Below are 19,056 nucleotides of genomic sequence, written 5' to 3' on the forward strand. Positions count from 1 at the left end.
CCCCGTTTCGCCAAGCGCGGGCTCTCCACAGGGCATGGGGCATCCCGTCCGGGAACCCCAAGCCCTATTCCGGCCCCACCCGCTCTCGCTGACTTCCCTTGTCTTCCGGCATCCGTGGTGGCACGGAAGCCCCTCCTCCCGGAGTCGCGTCGTTCCGGTTTCTTCGAATCCAGGAAGTAAGGAAACAAGGCGACGATGCCTTGTGAGGGTCTTTGCCATTCCCTAGCATCGCGCCCATGCGCGTCACCACCGCCAACCCGCTTCCCTCGATGTTCTCGATGTTCTCGATGATCAAGCGATCCCTCTTCATCACCATCGCTGGAATCGCCGCGTTCCTCGTGGCCATCGGGCCCGCCGAGGCGCAGACCGATCGATCCGCCACCGATGAAGTGCAGGTCCGCCTGATCAGCGCGTCATCGCATGTCGCGCCAGGCCAGACGTTGCTGATCGCGCTCGAGCAACGCATCGCGCCGCATTGGCACACGTACTGGAAGAACCCCGGCGACTCCGGTCAACCCACCAGCATCGACTGGTCGCTGCCCAAGGGCGCTTCCTCAAGCGACATCCTCTGGCCCGCGCCCAAGCGCTTCGATGTCGGACCCATCACCAACTACGGCTACGAGAACCAGGTCCTCCTGCTCACCGAGATCCGGCTGCCGCAAGACCTGACGCCCGGATCGACCGCGGCCATCCAGGCCGAGGCGACCTGGCTGGTCTGCCGCGAGGAATGCATTCCGCAGCAGGCGACGCTCTCGCTGTCGCTGCCCGTCTCGGCCACGGCCAAGGCATCGCCCGACGCGGCGATGTTGTCCACAGCCCGCGCGGCGCTCCCGACCAAAGCGCCCTTCAACGCGAGCGCCAAGCTGGCAGGACGCGATCTCGTCGTCACCTGGCCCGCGGTCATCGGTGTCGAGGTGAGCCAGGCGCTGTTCATGCCCGACGACTGGGGCCGCATCCAGCACGCAGCCAAACCGGTGCTCGACCGCGATGGCGCGGACTGGCGCCTGCGCATGCCCGTCGGCGAGCAACCGGCCACCGCCGGTCAACCGCTGTCCGGGCTGCTGCTCATCGATGGCAAGGCGTGGCAGGTCAGCTTGCCGGTGTCCGGCGCGACGGCCACGTCGCCGTCGAACGCGACCGGTCCGGCGACAAGTCCAGCGCCGAGTCCAGCCAACAACCGCGCGCCATCGGGCGCCGAGGCGCGTGGCGATCTCACGCTGTGGACCGCCATGGCCCTCGCGCTGGTCGGCGGCCTGATCCTGAACCTGATGCCCTGCGTGTTCCCAGTGCTCGCCATCAAGGCACTCGGCTTCCTGCAAGGCAGCGCGGGCGAGCACCGCCGGCACGGCGTGGCCTACACGCTGGGTGTGCTCGCGGCATTCGCGGCACTCGGCGCCGCGCTGCTCGCGTTGCGCGGCGCGGGTGGCAGCGTCGGGTGGGGCTTCCAGTTCCACTCGCCGCTGTTCGTGCTGCTGTTGGCGTGGCTGATGTTCGTGCTGGGCCTGTCGCTGGCGGGCGTGGTGCAGATCGGCGCCGGCTTCGCCGGCCTCGGCCAGGGTCTCACGGAGAAACCGGGACTGACCGGCAGCTTCTTCACCGGCGTGCTCGCGACCGTCGTGGCCACGCCCTGCACCGCGCCGTTCATGGGCGCGGCCATGGGATATGCGCTCGCGCAGCCCGCGCCCGCGCTGATGGCGGTTTTCCTGTCGCTGGGCCTGGGCCTGGCGCTGCCCTACCTCGCGCTGTCGTGGTGGCCGGCGCTGCAGCGGCGCATGCCGCGGCCAGGACCGTGGATGGACGTGCTCAAGCAGGCGCTGGCCTTCCCGATGTTCGCCGCGGCCATCTGGCTGGTGTGGGTGATCGCGCAGCAGGCGGGTCCGATGGGCGTGCTGGTGGTGCTCGCCGGCATGGGGCTGCTCGCGCTCGCGGCCTGGCTTCGCACGGTCAGCCGATTCGCGTCGCCGCGCTGGCAGTGGACCGGCGCGGGTGCGGCGCTGATGTCGGTGCTCGCCGCAGCGTCGCTCGTGCCGGCGCTCAACGCCGTGAGCAGCGACGCAAACGCAGGCGCATCGATCGGACCCTCGTCGTCATCGGGCATTCCGGGCAGCGCTTCCACAAGCGCCAGCGTCGATCACGAGCCCTATTCGCCGGAGCGGCTGGCGCAGTTGCGAGCGCAAGGCAAGCCGGTGTTCGTGAACCTGACCGCGTCGTGGTGCATCACCTGCCTGGTCAACGAGCGCGTCGCGCTGTCCACCGACGAGGTCCGCGACGCCTTCGCGCGACAGGGCGTGACCTACCTGAAGGGCGACTGGACCCGGCAGGATCCGCGCATCACCGAGCTGCTGCGCCAACACGACCGCAGCGGCGTGCCGCTGTATCTGTTCTATCCCGCCGGGACCGGCAGCGACGCGCAGGTGCTGCCGCAACTGCTGACGCCCGGCATCGTGACGGCCGCGCTGCGCGGCGCACCCGCTTGATCTCGATGATTCCGCTGCGCTGAACGCGCCACTTTTCAACCCCGTCTCATTGCCTGTGGAGAACCTCGACATGAACACCCGGATGACTGCTTCAAGCTTCCCTGCCGCGACAACGTCCTCGCGTCGTGGCCACGTTTCGCGACGCGTGATGCTGGCCGGTGCCGCGCTGGTGGCGTCGCTGGGGATGACCGGCCTGGCCCATGCGCAGGCGCAGGTGGACCAGCCCGCGCCAGCCTTCAGCGCGACCACCGCCGAGGGCAAGACCGTCACGCTGGACAGCTACAAGGGCAAGACCGTGGTGCTGGAGTGGACCAACCACGACTGCCCCTTCGTTAAGAAGCATTACGGCAGCGGCAACATCCCCGCGCTGCAGAAGGACGCGACCGCGCAGGGCGTCGTGTGGCTGCAGGTGATCTCGTCGGCGCCGGGTCAGCAAGGCCATGTCGACGGCGCCACCGCGCTCAAGCTCAACAAGGACCGCGGCGCCGTGCCCACGCAAGTGCTGCTGGATCCGAGCGGTCAACTGGGCAAGGCCTACGGCGCGCAGACCTCGCCGCACCTGTTCATCGTCAACCCGCAAGGCGTGCTGGTCTACAAGGGCGGTATCGACAGCATCGCCACCGCGAAGGTGGACGACATCCCCAAGGCCGATCCCTACGTGAAGACGGCACTCGGCGAGCTGGCCGCCGGCAAGAAGATCACGCATGCGAGCACCAAGCCCTACGGCTGCTCGATCAAGTACGGCGGCTGATCGCCGTCCATGCGCCGATGAGACGCTGAACATCCGGCGATGAAGGGCTTTGCCGCTGCTCGCCCACGGGCAGCGGCGACCTGAGGACAATCGCGTCTTTGCGCCTGTCCTCAATGACTTCTTCCTCCTCCGCACCGACGGCGCCCGTCATCGCCGCGGCGCCCACCGCGCCGATGTCACGCGCGCTGGTGCTGCTGCTGGCGGTCGGCGCCGGCCTGTCGGTCGCGCCGCTGTATTACGCCCAGCCGATGCTGGGCCTGCTGTCCACCGAGTTCCACGCGAGCGCCTCGCAGATCGGCCTGATCCCGATGCTGACGCAGCTCGGCTACGCGGTGGCGATCCTGCTGCTCTCTCCCTTGGGCGACCGCATCGAGCGCCGCCGTCTGATCGCCTACAAGAGCGTGGCGCTGCTGCTGGCGCTGCTGACCGCGGCCGCCTCGCCCAACCTGATCGCCTTGTGCCTGGCCAGCGTGGGCATCGGCATCACGGCGTCGCTGGCGCAGGACCTCGTGCCCGCGGCCGCCACGCTCGCGCCCGACGCGCAACGCGGCCAGACCGTGGGCACCGTCATGACCGGCCTGCTGCTGGGCATCCTGCTGTCGCGCGTGGTCAGCGGGACGCTCGCGCAGACGCTGGGCTGGCGCTGGGTGTTCGGCATCGCGGCGGTCAGCATCTTGGGTCTCGGGCTGGCGCTGCAACGCGGCCTGCCGCGAATGCCGCCCACCAACCGGATGCCCTATGGCGAGCTGCTGCGCTCCATGGTCACGCTCACGCGCCGCCACGCGGCCCTGCGCACCGCGGCGGCGACGCAGCTGCTGCTGGCCGTGGGCTTCAGCGCGTTCTGGTCGACGCTGGCGGTGATGCTGCACCAGTCGATGAACCTGGGCAGCGCGGCGGCCGGCGCCTTCGGCCTGGCCGGTGCCGCCGGCGCGCTGGCCGCGCCGCTCGCGGGCCGCGTCGCCGACAAGCGCGGCGCCCGTGCGGTGATCCGGCTCGGCGCGATGCTCGTGCTGGTCTCGTTCCTGGCGATGGGCCTGATGCCCGGCAACCTGTGGGTGCTGGTGGCGGGCACGGTGCTGTTCGACCTCGGCGTGCAGTCCTGCCTCGTCGCGCATCAAAGCATCGTCTACGGCCTGGAGCCCCCGGCGCGCAGCCGGCTCAACGCGGTGCTGATCGGGGCGATGTTCATCGGCATGGCCAGCGGCGCGTGGCTGGGCGCGATGGCGCTGCAGTGGCTCGGCTGGCGCGGCGTGTGCGGCCTGGCAGTGATCACCTCGGCGCTGGCGCTGTTCCTGCGCCTGCGGGCGGACCGGGCCGATCGCGCCAACCAGGTGTCCACGGCCTGATACCCCTCACTCGGGGTGTGCCCCGGGCACCACGAAGCGGCGGGCATCTGTCGCTTTCTTCCGCTTCTCCCCGCTTTCGTCGTCGCCTTGACGGCCCCGTGACGCGGTCGCGTCAAGCTCAACCGTTACAGTCCGTGAACAACAGCGAGCGGACGGGATGACGGACAGACGAGCGTGGGAGGCGGCCGAGACCGGGGCCTGGCAGGCGGAGCGCACGCTCCACCAGGGACGTCGCAGCGAGGTGGTCCTCGTGGGCGATGGCCGTGGAGCTTCCGCGGTCCTGAAGCGGCTGCGCGACGCGCGCGCCGATCCCGCCGACGTTGCCCGGCTGCGCCGCGAATTCGAGCTCGCCCAGCGCCTGGATCCCGCCTTCGTGCTGCGCCCGCGCGCGCTGATCGAGCATGACCGCCGCCCCGCGCTGCTGCTGCCCGACCTGGGCGCGGAGACGCTGCGCCACCGCTTGCAACGCGGCACGCTGGACAACGATGAGCTGATCCAGCTGGCGCTGGACCTCGTCGAGGCGTTGCAGCACCTGCACGGCCAGGGCCTGATCCACCGCAACCTCGGTCCGGGCCAGATCCTCCTGCTGCCCGGCGCGGGCCGCGATCCCGGCCGCACGCTGATCGCCGACCTCGGCCTGGCCGCCGAGATCGAACGCGAGCGGCCGCTGGTGCAGCGCGCCGAGCTGATCGAGGCCTCGCTCGCCACGCTCGCGCCGGAGCTGACCGGCCGCATGAGCCGCGACGTCGACTACCGCGCGGACTTCTACAGCCTGGGCGCCACCTTGCTGGAGGCGCTCACCGGGGCGCCGCCGTTCAACATCGACGATCCCGCACGCGCGGTGCATGCGCATCTGGCGCTGGCGGCGCCGATGGCCACGACGCGCAACCACCAGGTCTTCGCGCCGCTGGCGCAGGTGGTCGCGCACTGCCTGCACAAGGAACCCGAGGGGCGTTATCAGAGCCACCAGGCCCTGCGCCACGACCTGCAGCTGTGCCAGGCCGCGCTGCAGCAGGGACGCGGACTGCCGGGCTTCGAGCCCGGACAGGGCGATGCGGCCGTGCGCTTCCAGCCCAGCGGCCGCCTGTACGGACGCGAGACCGCGCAGGCCCAGCTCGGCGAGTCCTTCGAGACCGCCGCGCTCGGCGACATCGATGGCGCGGGACTGGTCGCGGTGTCGGGCTTCTCCGGCATCGGCAAGACCGCGCTGGTGCTGGCAGCGCAACGCAGCCTGCTGGCGCAACGCGGCCACTTCGCCGCGGCCAAGTTCAACCAGTACGGACAGGACCGCCCGTATGGCCCGCTGCTGCAGCTGCTGCAGCAGCGCGCGGCGCAAGTGCTCGCGCAGGGCCAGGCGCATCAGGCGATCTGGCGTGAGCGGCTGCGCGAGCGCCTGGGCGCCAACGCGGCCCTGCTGGCGCAGGCGCTGCCCGAGATGGAGCCCCTGCTGACGCTGGACGCGCCGCTGATGCCGGTGGGACCGGCCGAGGCGGAGAACCGTTTCCTGCGCAGCGTCAGCCAGGGCTTCGCCGCGCTGGCGCGCGAGGGTGAGCCGCAGACGCTGTTCCTCGATGACTGGCAATGGGCGGACCGCGCCTCGCGCCGCCTGCTGCGCGAGTGCCTGCACGACGCGACGCTGCGTCACACCTTGATCGTGCTGGCCTACCGCGACAACGAGATCCCGCCCGGTCATCCGATCGCGCAGGAGCTGGCGGAGCTGCGTCAGCAGCTCGGCGAGCGCTTCGTGCCGCTGCGCGTCGGTCCGCTGGGACTGGACGACACGCGCCGCCTGATCGCCGACAGCCTGCATCGCGATGCCCAGGCGCCGGACGCCGGGCTGGATGAACTCGCCCGGCTCTGCCAGACGCGCACGGCGGGCAACCCCTTCTTCTTGCGCCGCCTGCTCGAGGATTTGGTCCGCCGCGGCCTGATCCATTACGACGCGGCGACGCAGCGCTGGGACCACGCGCTGGAACGCATCGCGGCCACGCGCACCGCGGACAACGTGGTGGCGCTGATGCTGCAGCAGCTCGAGCGCCTGCCCGATGCGACGCGGCAGGCCCTCAGCGTCGCCGCGCTGCTGGGCGCGGGCTTCGCGCTGGACAGCCTGGCCACCGCGCTGGACGTCGCGCCGGATGCGCTGGCCAATGACCTGCTGCCCGCGCTGCAGGCGCAGCTGCTGGTGCCGGCGAGCGCGCTCTACCGCTACGCGCCGCAGTTGCAGGGCCACGCCAGCGAGGCCGTGCGGTATGCCTTCGCGCACGACCGCGTGCAGGAAGCGGCGTTGCAGCGCATTCCCGCGGACCAGCGCCCGGCGCTGCAGCTGCGCATCGGGCGGTTGCTGCGCGACGGTCATCTGGCCGCGCATCCCGCTCAGCCGCTGCCCTACACGGTGCTGCACCACTTGAACGCGTCGCGGCTGCTGCTGATCGATGAACCGGACGGCGTCAGCCACGCGGCGGAGCGCGAGGCGCTCGCGATCTTCAACGCGCTGGCGTCGCGACATGCGATGGACGCCGCGGCGTTCGAGCCCGCCGCGGATTACGCGGAACTCGCGTTGGAACTCGCGCCGTGCTCGGCCGACCGCGGCGCCTGGCTGCATCACGCGGCGCGCATGGCTTATCTCGCGGGCCGTCCCGCGCGCATGGACGCGCTGCTCGATTCGGCGCTGGCCGACGCAGAGAACAACGCGCAACGCGCCCGCCTGCTGGAGGTCCGCATGGAGGCCTTCTACGCGCAGGGCCGGCTGGCCGAGACGGTGGACCTGGGGCTGGAGCTCTTCCTGTTGCTCGGGGCGGAGCTGCCACGCGCCAGCGGCGCGGACGCGATGGCGCGGGTGATGCAGCTGCTGGCCGAGCTGCAGCAGGAGATCGCGGCCATCGGCTTGGACGAGCTCGCCGAGCGCGCCCCGATGCGCGACGAGCAGCGGCTGCTGCTGATCTCGATCGCCGCGAAGATGACCGCCGCGGCCTACATCGTGCGTCCCGCGCTGCTGCCGCTGCTGACCCTGTTCCAGGTCCGGCTGATGGTCGACCACGGCCATGTGCCGCAGGCGCTCTCGGCGTATTCGGTGCTGGGCCTGATGTGCGCGGAGTTCCTCGGTGACTACCGCTTCGCCCACGACCTGGGCCGCATGTCCACGGCGCTGGTGCAGCGCCATGGCTGGATGCAGGTGTTCGCGCATGCGGGCTTCTCCTTCCACGCCTTCCTCAGCCACTGGGTGCAGGGCCTGCGCGTGAGCATGGACGGCCTGATGCAGACGCATCGCAACGGGCTGGAATTCGGCAACCTGCGTCACGCGGGCCTGGGCTTGTACGTCCATGACGCGCATGCCTTCCTCGTGGGCACGCCCTTGCGGCTGCTCGAGGAGCAGCTCGTCACGCACGGACAACGGCTGCGCGCGATGCGCCAGCCGGTCGCCGCGGACTACGAGGACGCGCTGCTCGCGCTGGTGCGCGCGCTGCAGCAGCGCCGCCTGCCCGATGAAGGATTCGAGGGACTGGACGCCTTGGCGCGCACCTACGGCGAGCGCCAGGACCAGACCGGGCTGATGTTCCTGCACGGATGGCAGGCGGTGCTCCACTTCGTCGCCGATCGGCCGGAACCCGCATTGCGCCTGGCCAAGGAGGCGCGCGCGCTCTTCGCCGCGGGCCGCGGCATGCATGCGCAGTCGCTGCTGCTGTTCATCGCGGGCTGGGCGGCGCAACGCGTCGCGCTGGCCGGCGGGCCGCGCGATCAGGCGCTGGAGGACGACGCGTTGCAACGCCTGCAGCGCTGGGTCGACGCGGGTCCGGGGCATCTGCAGGACCGCGTGTCACTGCTTCGCGCGCAGCAGGCGATGCTGGCGGGCGCGCCGGACGTGGAGATCGAACGCCTGCTGGATCGCGCGCTGGAATCGGCGCAAGGGCCGCATGGCACGCCGCTTGACGCGGCGGCGGTGTTGCGCGCGCAGGTCGACTGGTGGCGCGAGCGCGAACCGCTGCGCGCCGATCAGGCGCGGCTGCGGCTGCAGCAGGCCTGGCGGGCCTGGGGCGTGACGGCGTTGGCGGGCGATGTCGCCCTCGCAGAGTCGGAAGATGCGCTCGCGATCGGCAGCGGGGAAGCGCCCCACGGCCTGGCCGGAGATCATGGCGATCGCGGCGAGATCCGCGCCGATGCCGCCGATCTGAGCACGCTGACCAAGGCGGTGCAGGCGATCAGCAGCCAGCCGGACCTGCCGCGCCTGTTGCGCCGCCTGCTCGAGGTCGTGGCGGAGAACGCCGGGGCGCAGCGCGCGGCGATCGTGCTGGCCAGCGGCCCGACCGGCGCGTCGCGCTGGGTGCTGCAGGCCGAAGCCTCGCTGGGCGAGCTGCCCAAGCTGCATCTGATCGAGCAGATCCCGCTGGAGCGCGCCGGCCAACAGCTGCCGCTGGTGTTGATGGGGCGTGTGCTGCGCGATGGCCGGCGCGAGCTGATCGTCGATGCGCGCGGCCTGGCCACGATGGAGGACTACTTCCAGCGTCAGACCGCGCCGCCGCGCTCGGTGCTGGCGCTGCCGCTGCTCAAGCAGGGGCAGACGGTCGGCGCGCTGTATCTGGAGAACGCCGTCGCGGCGGGCGTGTTCACCGAGGCGCGGGTGAGTTTCCTGGAGCTGCTCTGCGCCAACGTCGTCAACGCGGTGGACAACGCGCGCCTGGTGGCCGAGTTGCAGGAGCTCAACGCGAGCCTGGAACGCCGCGTCGCGCAACGCACGCGTGAACTGGCGGACAGCGAGGAACGCCTGCGCGCCGTGCTGGACCACGCGCCCATCCCGATGGTGGTGACGCGGGAGCGTGACGCGCTGATCGTGTACGCCAACGGGCCGTCGGGGCTGATCGTCGGCCGGCCGCTGGACGACCTGGTCGGCAAGCCGGCGATCAGCTTCTATCGCGACCCGGGCGACCGCGAGCGCATGCAGGCCAAGTTCAAGGACGAAGGCCGGCTGCAGGGCGAGGAGGTCTGCCTGATGGCGGCCGATGGCGGCGAGCGCTGGATGCTGCTGTCGATGGTGCCGGTGATGTACGACGGAGCGTCCTCGGTGCTGAGCACGCTGGTGGACTTTACCGACCGCAAGCGGCTGGAGCTGGAGCTGCAGCGCCTGGCCACGACGGATGCGCTGACCGGCGCGGCGAATCGACGCTGCTTCCTGGAGCACGCCGAGGCGGAGCTCGCGCGTAGCCGACGTTATGGGCTGGAGATGTCGCTGGTGATGATGGACGTCGACCACTTCAAGCGCATCAACGACACGCTGGGCCATGCGCGCGGCGATGCGGCGCTGTGCCACCTGGTGCAGCTGTGCGCGCACATCGTGCGCAAGCAGGATCTGCTGGGCCGGCTTGGCGGCGAGGAATTCGCGCTGCTGCTGCCGCAGACCTCGCTCGATCACGCGACCCATCTGGTCGAGCGGCTGCGCCATCACATCGAGACCAGCGGCCTGGACCTGCAGGCGGGATCGGCGCCGACGTCGCTGACGGCGAGCTTTGGCGTGACCGCGTTGCGGCCGGAGGATCTGCGGGTCGAGGAGCTGCTCGGCCGTGCCGATCAGGCGCTGTACCGCGCCAAGGACGGCGGGCGCAACCGGGTAGAGCGTCAGGCCTGAATCAGCGATCCGCGGCGCTCGGGGCGTGGCCCCGGTTCAGGGATCGATGCGCGAGGGCTTGGCGCGCTCACGATAGAACGCGTCGAAGCGGGCGGCGTAGTGGGCCTTGGTCTCGGGCGTGAGCCAGCGCATCAGGCCCTGGCGCAGGATCGCCGCGCCCTCGGGCCGGCCGTAGGCCTTGTCGATGCCGCGGATCGCGGCGAGTCCCCACGGCGTGCGCGCGCAGGCGACGCCGGCCATGACGAGGTCGCTGGCGCCCTGGATGGGCACGCTGATCAGGTCGGGCGGGTTGTTGGCCATGACGAGGGCCATGTCCAGCTCGACGGTGTAGTCGGCGCGGTCCAGGCTGAGCATCTGCAGCAGCCGGGCGCCAAAGTCCTTCGGCGAATACCGCGAGACCGAGTTGTCCACAGGCCGGGCGGCGAGCATGTCGTCGAGCACCGGGCCGTAGCTTCGGCCGTCGATGAGCGCACCGCGCATCGCGGTGTCGGCGAGCAGCTTGGGCAGCAGCACTTCGCCGGCGGCGTTGCGTGGGAGTCGTTGGAGCTTGTCGCGTCGCACGATGAGCTGCGGCGGCGGGGTGAGCTGGGTGTTGATGAAGTAGGCCGACTTCTCGCGATCGGGGGTGCGGACCATGTTGGCGCGGCAGACGGGCTCGCCGTTCTCGATCATCTGCCAGCTGCGCTTGGCGTTGGCGAAGACGATCTCGTGCTGCACGCCGGGCCATTGCTTGCCGAGGTACTCGATGACGCGGCCGGTGACCCCGCTGGCATCGGTGCCCGACAGCTGTGGCGAGTGGTCCGAGGCGAGCCAGGTGATCTTGGTGACGGCAGGGAGCGAGCCCGGCGCGGTGGCGTTCGAGCCCGACGAACCACCTAGAGCGTGCGCCGGCGCGCCAGCCAACAGGGCCAGGCAGGCAGTCAGGGGCAACAGGACGGGCCGGCAGCGCGCGGGCAGCGAAACGGGGCACTTCACGCTGCCCAGCATACGGGGAACACCGGCGGCGCTTCTCGCCGACCGCCTCGCGTGGGACCGCAGGAGCGGTGATTGGTCACTGGCGGCGGGGATTCGGTGGGGGATGTGCTGCACCGCCAGGGCATTGCAGTGCTCAAAGCAAGTGGCCAATCAACCCGCCAATCAATCCGCCAAATTGCTCGAAATTCTCGAGCCCGAAGGCAAAAAATTCTCTGTGCAGCAGTGGCTTAGCGGCGTTGAACGGTCACGATTCATTCCGCCAAACGTCCCGCCAAAATCAATGACAGACACGTGCGATGACCCTCTGGGATTTCTTCACCGTTGACCATCCATCCGTGGTCTTCTTCGACGCGCCGGAGCCCATCCAGTTGCAGATGCGCCGCAACGGCCTACATCCCGCCAGTTATCGCGCGGCGCTGACAGACGCCCCCCACAACTACCGGCTTCGTCTCCTCGAGGACGAAGCGTTCGTGGATCACCGACACATTCAAGTCCGCTTGGGAATTGGCCGGTCTGATCGGCGGGGCGTTTCGCGCGCTCGACTGACCGACGAAAAAAAGCCCCGCCAACCAGCGTTGGCGGGGCTGCTCGCACAGAGCGAACGGTCAGGTTGCCTGATCAGGCGCTCGCGCGCCTTCCGAGACCGACCGAGGAGACAAACGTGTGTCGGGATTCGAGGCGCTGCTTCAGCGCTTCTCGTTGATCTGGTCGAAGACGCCGCCATCGTCGAAGTGCGTCTTCTGCGCGTTGCGCCAACCGCCGAAGACCTCGTCGATCGTGACCAGCTTCACCGGCGCGAACTGCTTCGCATACTTCGCCGCCACCTTCGCGTCACGCGGACGGTAGTAGTTCTTCGCGGCGATCTCCTGGCCCTCGGCCGAGTACAGGTACTCCAGATACGCCTGCGCCACCTTGCGCGTGCCCTTGCGGTCCACCGTCTTGTCCACCACCGACACCGGCGGCTCCGCCAGGATCGACAGGCTCGGCGTCACGATCTGGAACTTGTCCGGACCCAGCTCCTTCACCGCCAGGTAGGCCTCGTTCTCCCACGCGATCAGCACATCGCCGATGCCGCGCTCGACGAAGGTCGTCGTCGATCCGCGCGCACCCGAGTCCAGCACCTTCGTGTTGGCGTAGATGCGCTTGACGAAAGCCTTCGCGGAATCCGCGTTGCCGCCCGGCTGCTTGAGCGAATACGCCCAGGCCGCCAGGTAGTTCCAGCGCGCGCCGCCCGAGGTCTTCGGGTTGGGCGTGATCACGTCGATGCCGCTGCGCGCCAGGTCCGGCCAGTCGTTGATGTGCTTGGGATTGCCCTTGCGCACCAGGAACACGATCGTCGACGTGTACGGCGACGCGTTGCTCGGCAGACGCTTCTGCCAGTCCGCCGGCACCAGCTTGCCGTGGTCGTGCAGCGCGTCGATGTCGTAGGCCAGCGCCAGCGTGACGACGTCGGCGTCCAGCCCGTCGATCACCGAGCGCGCCTGCTTGCCCGAACCGCCATGCGAGTTCTTCACCGTGACGGTCTCGCCGGTCTTGGCCTTCCAGTACTTGGCGAAGGCGGCGTTGTAGTCCTGGTAGAGCTCGCGTGTCGGGTCGTAGGACACGTTGAGCAGCGTGACCGCGCCCTGCGCGTGGGCCAGGGGCATCAGCGCGCCGCCCAGCAAGGCAGCGGTGGCAAGCAGCGAGACGGTGCGTCGAATGGCGTTCACGGGATTCTTCTCATCAACGGGGGTGGAGGGGAGCGCTCAATGTAGGCAGCCGCCCTCTCCACGTGAACCAAGAAGATCTGCTTTGCTTTGCAGGATCGCCGTCGGGACCGGGGACGATCAGCCGCCGAAGCGGTGTTCCAGCTCGATCCAGCCCTGCCGACCGTGCGGCAGGTAGTAGCCCACCGGGTAATACGGCCAGGTCGCGCTCGCGTCGCGGCGGATCTTGTCGAACACGTTGTTGACGATCAGGCTCACGCGCGTGCGCTTGCCCAACTGCCACGCGGTGCTCGCGTTGAAGCTCCAGTACGGGCCGAGCCAGCCCTCGCGGTCCTCGCTGGCGATGCGGCCGTTGCGCTGCGCCGAGACCGCATGCGTCCAGTCGCCGAGCTGCCACACCAGGCTCGCGTTGAGCTTGCTGGGCCAGTCGCCGAAATCCGGCGTGCCGACCACGTTGCGGTTCTCATCCCCGGCGAACTGCTGGTACTTGAAGCTCTTCACGCGGGTGTACTTCGCGTCCGCGGTCCAACGGCCCCAACCGGCCGGCGCCCAGCTGTAGCGCGCGCCGACGTCCACGCCCCAGGTGGACTCATTGGCCGCGTTGATCGGATTGACGCGGATCTCCGACACCTCGCCCGGACGCACGACCGCGCTCAGCGGATTGCGCACCACGCGGGCGATCGCGTCCGCGCAGGTCGGCGAGCTGATGTCCTTCACGCCGGTGCGGCAGTCCGCCTCGGCGCGCAGCACGCCGTCGGCGCTCAGGTCGGTCACCAGGTCGCGGATCGCGATCTTCCACAGGTCCACCGAGACGTCGAAGGACGCCGCCGGTTGCCACACCGCGCCCAGGCCCCAGGAGCGGCCGCGCTCGGACTTCAGGTCCGCCGAGCCGGTGCGCACGAAGTTGAAGCCGGGCGAGACGCCCGCGAAATCGCAGCTCGACAGCGGTTGACCGGCCTGCGCGCAGCGGTAGTAATCCGTGGACGAGGAGTAATAGCCCTTGGTCTGCTGCGCGAAGATGTAATTCATGTCCGGCGCGCGGAAGCTCGTCGCGTGCTGCGCGCGCAGCAGCAGCGACGGCAGCGGGCGGAACTCGAGGCCGGCGTTGTAGGTCGTGCTGCCCTCGCCGCGGCCGGCGAATTCGTAGCGGTCATGGCGCGCGGCGACGGTGGCCGTGAGCTGCTTCGTGATCGGCGCGTTGAGCTCGCCACCCAGCGCCAGCCGCTCGCGCGTGCCGCGTACGGTGGGCGACGCGCTCGTGTTGTAGAAGACGCCCTGCCCCAGCCGATCGTCGGCCTCGTTGCGGAAGCCCTGCGAGCCGGCCTCGGCCACGACCGCGGCCTTCACCGGACCGCCCGGAAGCTGGAACCACTCGCCGCTGGCCGACGCGCTGAGCTGCTGATTCCAGCTCGCGTTGCGCGTCCAGCTGCGGCCGGTGACGCTGTCGATCTCCTGCGGCGTGAGCGGCCGATAGAGCCGCGCCGGATCGGCCGCGTAGACCGCCACGCCGTTGGCGTCGGTGCCCACGCGCTGGCCCAGCAGCAATTGGTCGATGCCTGCGAGCAGCCTCGGCGTCGTGGTGCGGTTCAAGTAATAAGAGCTGTTGGCCGCGACCTCGAAGGTCCAGCTGCCGCTGAGCTCGCCGCGCGCGCCGACGGCCACGTTGTGCGTCGAGTCCTGCCACTTGCGATTGAAACGGGTCACGCCACCGAGCTCCTCGGGCGCGAAGCGCCGCGTCCAGATCTCGAGCAACCCGGTGTTGGCATTGCGGAAGTAGCCCTTCCCCGCCGCGTCCGAGGTCCAGCTCGGACCGCGCGTGTTGTTCTCGGTCCTCGCCCAGCCGAACTGGCCCTCGGCGAAGAGCTCCAGCCCCGGCGTCAACTGCCAGTTCAGCGCGCCGGCCGCCTGCGCGCTGCGGTTGCCGGTCTGCGTGGTCCAGTAGGTCGGCGAGGCGCGGCCGCTGCCGCAGTAGGTGCCGGTGCGCGCGGTGTACGCGGAGGTCGATCCCTCGAAGAGCGAGCCCGCCGCGGCGCAGCCGTCGGTGGGCGTGAGGTAGGCGCCGCCGGTGGCGTTGCGCCGGCCGATGACCACGGTGGGCGCGGCGCCCTGCAGCGTGGTGTCGGCCATGAAGTCGCGCTGGCGGCTCCAGATGGGCTCACGCCCGCTGAGCTCCACGCCCCACACGCCCTGCAACGCGCCGGCATCGAAGCCGCCGGTGATCTGCGCGCGGGCGTTCTCGCCGCCGCCGCGCTGCGTGCCGCCAGCCTTGAGGTTCACGGTGACGCCATCGACGTGTTTCTTCAACACGATGTTGACGACCCCGGCGATCGCGTCCGATCCGTAGACCGACGACGCGCCGCCGCTGAGCACCTCGATGCGGTCGATCAGCGCGGAGGGGATGTTGGCGATGTTGACGAAGTTGACCGAGCCCTCGTAGGCGGTCGGGTAGTCGGCGACGCGCCGGCCGTTGACCAGCACCAGCGTGTGGTTGGGGCCCAGGCCGCGCAGGCTGATCGCGTTGGCGGCCGGCGTGAAGGTGTTGCCGAAGTCCTCGCCCTGCGTGAACCCGGTGTTCTGCGTCAGGCTGCCCAGCGCGTCGCTGACGTTCTTGTAGCCCAGCCGGTCGAGGTCCTCGGACTTGATGACGGTGACGGGGCTCGGGCCCTCGGCGTTGACGCGCGAGATGCGCGAGCCCGTGACCACGACCGACGGCAAGGGCGCGTCCTTGGCGGTGTCGGCCGCGGGCGCGGGGACCGTGGCTGAAGCGGCGCTCGCGGCTGGTATCGGCGGGGTGCCCTGCGCGAAGGCGACGGAGGCGGGGAAGGCCGCGGCGATCGCCGCGGCCACCGTGGCGGCCGATCCGGTGAGGCGGGCCGCGTGCTCGACAAACTGCTTCAAGAGACGTCCTTGTGGGAGTGAACAGGTGAGCCCGTCACTCTAGGAAGCGCCTCCCGATCGCTGAACCAAGGATTTCAGCTTTGTTAACCCGTGCAGCACGCGGATGCTCATGCGGAATTTCTTTCGGCACCCCCAGCGTCGGTGCGCGGTGCGCGGTGCGCGTCGGGGGCCTTCTTCAATCGGAGCCGTTGGGCGCGACGCGCGCCTGCTCGACGAGCTCGCGCGACAGCGGCGGCGCGAAGGTCTCGATGAACGCGTAGACGTAGTCGCGCAGGTAGGCGTCGCGCCGCACCGCCAGCCGGGTGAGGTTGTCGGCGAAGAGATGGCGCGCGTCGATCGCGCGCAGGTGGCGGTCGCGTTCCTCGTCGTAGGCGATCGCCGCGACGATGCCCACGCCCAGCCCCAGCTCGACGTAGGTCTTGATCACGTCCGCGTCCATGGCCACCAGCACCACGTTCAGATCGAGCCCCGCGCTGGCGAAGGCGTCATCGATGTGGGACCGGCCGGTGTAGCCGGTCTCGTAGGTGATGACCGGGAACTCGGCCAGACGGTCCAGCGTCAGCGGCGTGCCGGCGGCGGCCTCGACTTCCAGCGGATGCCCCGGCGGCACCAGCACCGTGTGGGTCCAGCGGTAGCAGGGCAGCGTCAACAGCTGCGGATGCAGGGCCAGCGCCTCGGTGGCGATGCCCACGTCGGCCTCGCCGTCGATCAGCAGCCGCGCGACCTGCTGCGGCGATCCCTGCGTGAACTGCAGGCTGACCTCCGGATGCGACTCGCGGAAATCGCGCACCGCCGGCGGCAGCGCGTAACGCGCCTGGCTGTGCGTGGCGGCGATGCGGAGGTGGCCGCTGTCGGCGCGGGCGAAATCCTCGCCGGCGCGGCGCAGGTTCTCGGCCTCGCGCAGCAGCCGCTCGACGATGGGCATCACGTTGCGGCCGGGTTCGGTCAGTCCGGTCAGCCGCTTGCCGGCGCGCACGAAGATATCGATGCCCAGCTCGTCCTCGAGCTCGCGGATCTGCCGGCTCACGCCGGGCTGCGAGGTGTGCAGCGCCTGCGCCACCTCGGTCAGGTTGAAGTTGCGGCGCTGGGCCTCGCGGACGGAACGGAGTTGTTGGAAGTTCATCGGGGGGAGGCGGTGAGGCCGATGCCATGGGCACCGGACAGGAATCGGCGGACTTCGGAAAAGTGCGGAGAAGTGCGGGAAAGCGGCTTGCTTATGCGGATTGATTATTCGAATCCGCGACGCCCATGTCCTCCAACAAAAACCGATAAGCAATCCCGCGCCCGATGCATGTGCATAGAAGGCCTATGCTGCGAACCTTGCCGATCACCATGCAGTTCCCAGTCTTGTTCCGCCCGTCCCTGATCGCCCTGTCGACCGCGTTCGCGCTGGTCCCGCCCGCCATGGCCCAGGCCGCCGACAAGATCGTGTGGCTGATGCCCGAGGTGGATGCGGCACCCGGTTCGGCGTCCGGTGCCGCGGCCGGTTCCGCGCCTGCGAGGCGCGGCCTGGCCCAGCCGCTGTCGGACTACCTGGCCGCGCACTGGGGCTCGCCCGCGCAGCACGAGGTGCTGATCGCCAACGTCAAGCGGAGCTGGCGCATGGTCGAGGAAGGCCAGCAGGCCTGCCACCTCGGCGTGTTGCGCACGCCCGAGCGCGAGGCCGTCGCCTATTTCGTCGACACGCATCTGATTCCGCCCCACCAGCTGATCATTCGGCGCGCCGCGCTGGCCAAGCTGCCGCGCTACACCGACGGGGACGCCGACCTGGAACGGATCTGGGCCGAGCGGCAGCTGCGTGGCGCCATCGTCGCGGGGCGCAGCTACGGCCGGGGATTGGATGCGTTGCTGGCCAAGCGGCCGGCGGGCGTGATGGACGAGTACACCACGCCGGATTTCGGCGGGAACATGCTGTCGATGATCGCCATCGGCCGCGCGGACTACACGATCGAATACGACTTCGTGCTCGCGCACCAGCAGGAACTGCGCGCCGCGGCCGGCGCCGGCGGCGGCGCGGGCAAGGTGTCGACCGCGGACCTGGTCAGCGTGCCGATCGAGGGCTTCAGCAGTCCGGTGATCTCGGGCATCGCCTGCCCGCGCACCGCGTGGGGCAAGCGCACCATCGACCAGGCCGAACGCGTGCTGGGCACGCCACAGGCGCGCCAGTTCCTGCGCGACGAGTTCTTCACCCACCTCAGCCCCGAGGCCAAGGCGCGTTACGGTCCGCGCATCGACGCCTTCTACTTCTACGCCAAGCCCGGCGCGAATCCGCCGCGTTGAGTCGCGTTGAGTGGCGGTCTTGAGCGGATGACGGAACGCCCTCAGGCGTCCGGATCCATCGCCTCGCGCACCGCGTCCTCGGTCAGCTCGGCCACGCATTCCTGCAGGAAGCGGTAGGCGAAGCCGCGCAGGTAGTGACCGCGCTTGAGCGCGATGCGCGTCGTGTTGGCGGGGAACAGGTGGCTGGCATCGATCAGCTGCAGGCCGGCGTCGCGGCCGGGCTCGAAGGCCATCGCCGCGATGACGCCCACGCCCAGGCCGATCTGCACGTAGGTCTTGATGACGTCCGCGTCCAGCGCCGACATCACCAGATCGGGCGCGAGCCCCGCGGCCGCGAAGCTCGCATCGATGCGCGCACGGCCGGTGTAGCCCTCGTGGTACGTGATCAGCGGCTGCTCGGCCAGCGTCTCCAGCGTCAGCGGCTGGCGCGTCAGCACATGGCCCTCGGGCACGACGACCGCATGGCGCCACTCGTAGAACGGGAAGGTGACGAACGCGTCGTCCTTGCCGAGCGCCTCGGTGGCGATGCCGATGTCGGCCTCACCGGACTGCAGCAGCGAGACGATCTCCGACGGGCTGCCCTGATGCAGCACCAGGTGCACGCGCGGATAGGCGGCCTTGAAGCGCGCCACCACCTGCGGCAGCGCGTAGCGCGCCTGCGTGTGCGTCGTGGCGATCGTCAGCTGGCCCTGGTCGGCGCTGCTGAACTGCTGGGCCAGGCGCTTGATGTTGCGCACGTCCTGCAGCATGCGGTCGACGACGACCGCCAGCTCCTTGCCCGGCTCGGTCAGCCCGAGCAGCCGCTTGCCGCGGCGCTGGAAGAGCTCGACGCCGAGCTCGTCCTCCAGGTCCTTGATGTGCTTGCTGACGCCGGACTGCGAGGTGAACAGCGCGGCCGCCACCTCGGTCAGGTTGAAGTTCTGCTGCACCGCCTCCCGGACGATGCGCAATTGCTGGAGGTTCATGTCGGGACTGCCCGCTCTGCGGCTTGCTGGTCGGAACGCGG

At 69.9% G+C, this 19,056-nt stretch carries 10 protein-coding genes; 5 read left to right on the forward strand and 5 right to left on the reverse strand.

Annotation, left to right across the window (positions count from 1 at the left end; all coding sequences use genetic code 11):
- Nucleotides 1-236: 236 nt before the first annotated feature.
- The 4 genes from ACNI65_RS23700 to ACNI65_RS23715 all read left to right on the forward strand — a co-directional run bounded on the left by ACNI65_RS23700 (nt 237) and on the right by ACNI65_RS23715 (nt 10,191).
- A complete protein-coding gene (locus ACNI65_RS23700) occupies nt 237-2,477 on the forward strand; it encodes a protein-disulfide reductase DsbD family protein (RefSeq protein WP_416759862.1) in 2,241 nt (746 codons plus the stop codon).
- 148 nt (nt 2,478-2,625) lie between these two features.
- Complete coding sequence (locus ACNI65_RS23705; RefSeq protein ID WP_416763690.1) at nt 2,626-3,228, forward strand: redoxin domain-containing protein; 603 nt, start codon at nt 2,626-2,628, stop codon at nt 3,226-3,228.
- A gap of 113 nt (nt 3,229-3,341) precedes the next feature.
- Nucleotides 3,342-4,574: an MFS transporter gene (locus ACNI65_RS23710; protein ID WP_416759863.1), complete on the forward strand. Its 1,233-nt coding sequence runs from the start codon at nt 3,342-3,344 to the stop codon at nt 4,572-4,574.
- A 157-nt stretch (nt 4,575-4,731) separates the two neighbouring features.
- Entirely contained in the window at nt 4,732-10,191 is a 5,460-nt protein-coding gene (locus ACNI65_RS23715; RefSeq protein ID WP_416759865.1) for a diguanylate cyclase, read from the forward strand.
- A gap of 36 nt (nt 10,192-10,227) precedes the next feature.
- Here the strand turns inward: ACNI65_RS23715 and ACNI65_RS23720 are convergent, their stop codons facing one another.
- The 4 genes from ACNI65_RS23720 to ACNI65_RS23735 form a co-directional block, all read right to left on the reverse strand.
- Nucleotides 10,228-11,121 carry a TIGR02285 family protein gene (locus ACNI65_RS23720; protein ID WP_416759868.1) on the reverse strand — a complete coding sequence of 298 codons (894 nt, stop codon included), beginning with the start codon at nt 11,119-11,121 and terminating at the stop codon, nt 10,228-10,230.
- A 731-nt stretch (nt 11,122-11,852) separates the two neighbouring features.
- Nucleotides 11,853-12,812 carry a sulfate ABC transporter substrate-binding protein gene (locus ACNI65_RS23725; RefSeq protein WP_416763691.1) on the reverse strand — a complete coding sequence of 320 codons (960 nt, stop codon included), beginning with the start codon at nt 12,810-12,812 and terminating at the stop codon, nt 11,853-11,855.
- A gap of 180 nt (nt 12,813-12,992) precedes the next feature.
- Complete coding sequence (locus ACNI65_RS23730; protein ID WP_416759869.1) at nt 12,993-15,770, reverse strand: TonB-dependent receptor plug domain-containing protein; 2,778 nt, start codon at nt 15,768-15,770, stop codon at nt 12,993-12,995.
- Between the two features lie 175 nt (nt 15,771-15,945).
- Nucleotides 15,946-16,893 (reverse strand): CysB family HTH-type transcriptional regulator, encoded by a 948-nt coding sequence (locus ACNI65_RS23735; RefSeq protein ID WP_416759870.1) that lies wholly within the window; start codon nt 16,891-16,893, stop codon nt 15,946-15,948.
- A 209-nt stretch (nt 16,894-17,102) separates the two neighbouring features.
- Here ACNI65_RS23735 and ACNI65_RS23740 point away from each other — a divergent pair, with 209 nt between their 5' ends.
- Nucleotides 17,103-18,050: a hypothetical protein gene (locus ACNI65_RS23740; protein ID WP_416759871.1), complete on the forward strand. Its 948-nt coding sequence runs from the start codon at nt 17,103-17,105 to the stop codon at nt 18,048-18,050.
- Nucleotides 18,051-18,091: 41 nt separating this feature from the next.
- On the opposite strand, the gene ACNI65_RS23745 is transcribed toward ACNI65_RS23740, so the two are convergent.
- Complete coding sequence (locus tag ACNI65_RS23745) at nt 18,092-19,015, reverse strand: CysB family HTH-type transcriptional regulator (RefSeq protein ID WP_416759872.1); 924 nt, start codon at nt 19,013-19,015, stop codon at nt 18,092-18,094.
- Nucleotides 19,016-19,056 lie beyond the last annotated feature (41 nt).

Origin of the sequence: Roseateles sp. So40a, from assembly GCF_048081605.1 — a bacterium.
Taxonomy (GTDB): Bacteria; Pseudomonadota; Gammaproteobacteria; order Burkholderiales; family Burkholderiaceae_C; genus Roseateles.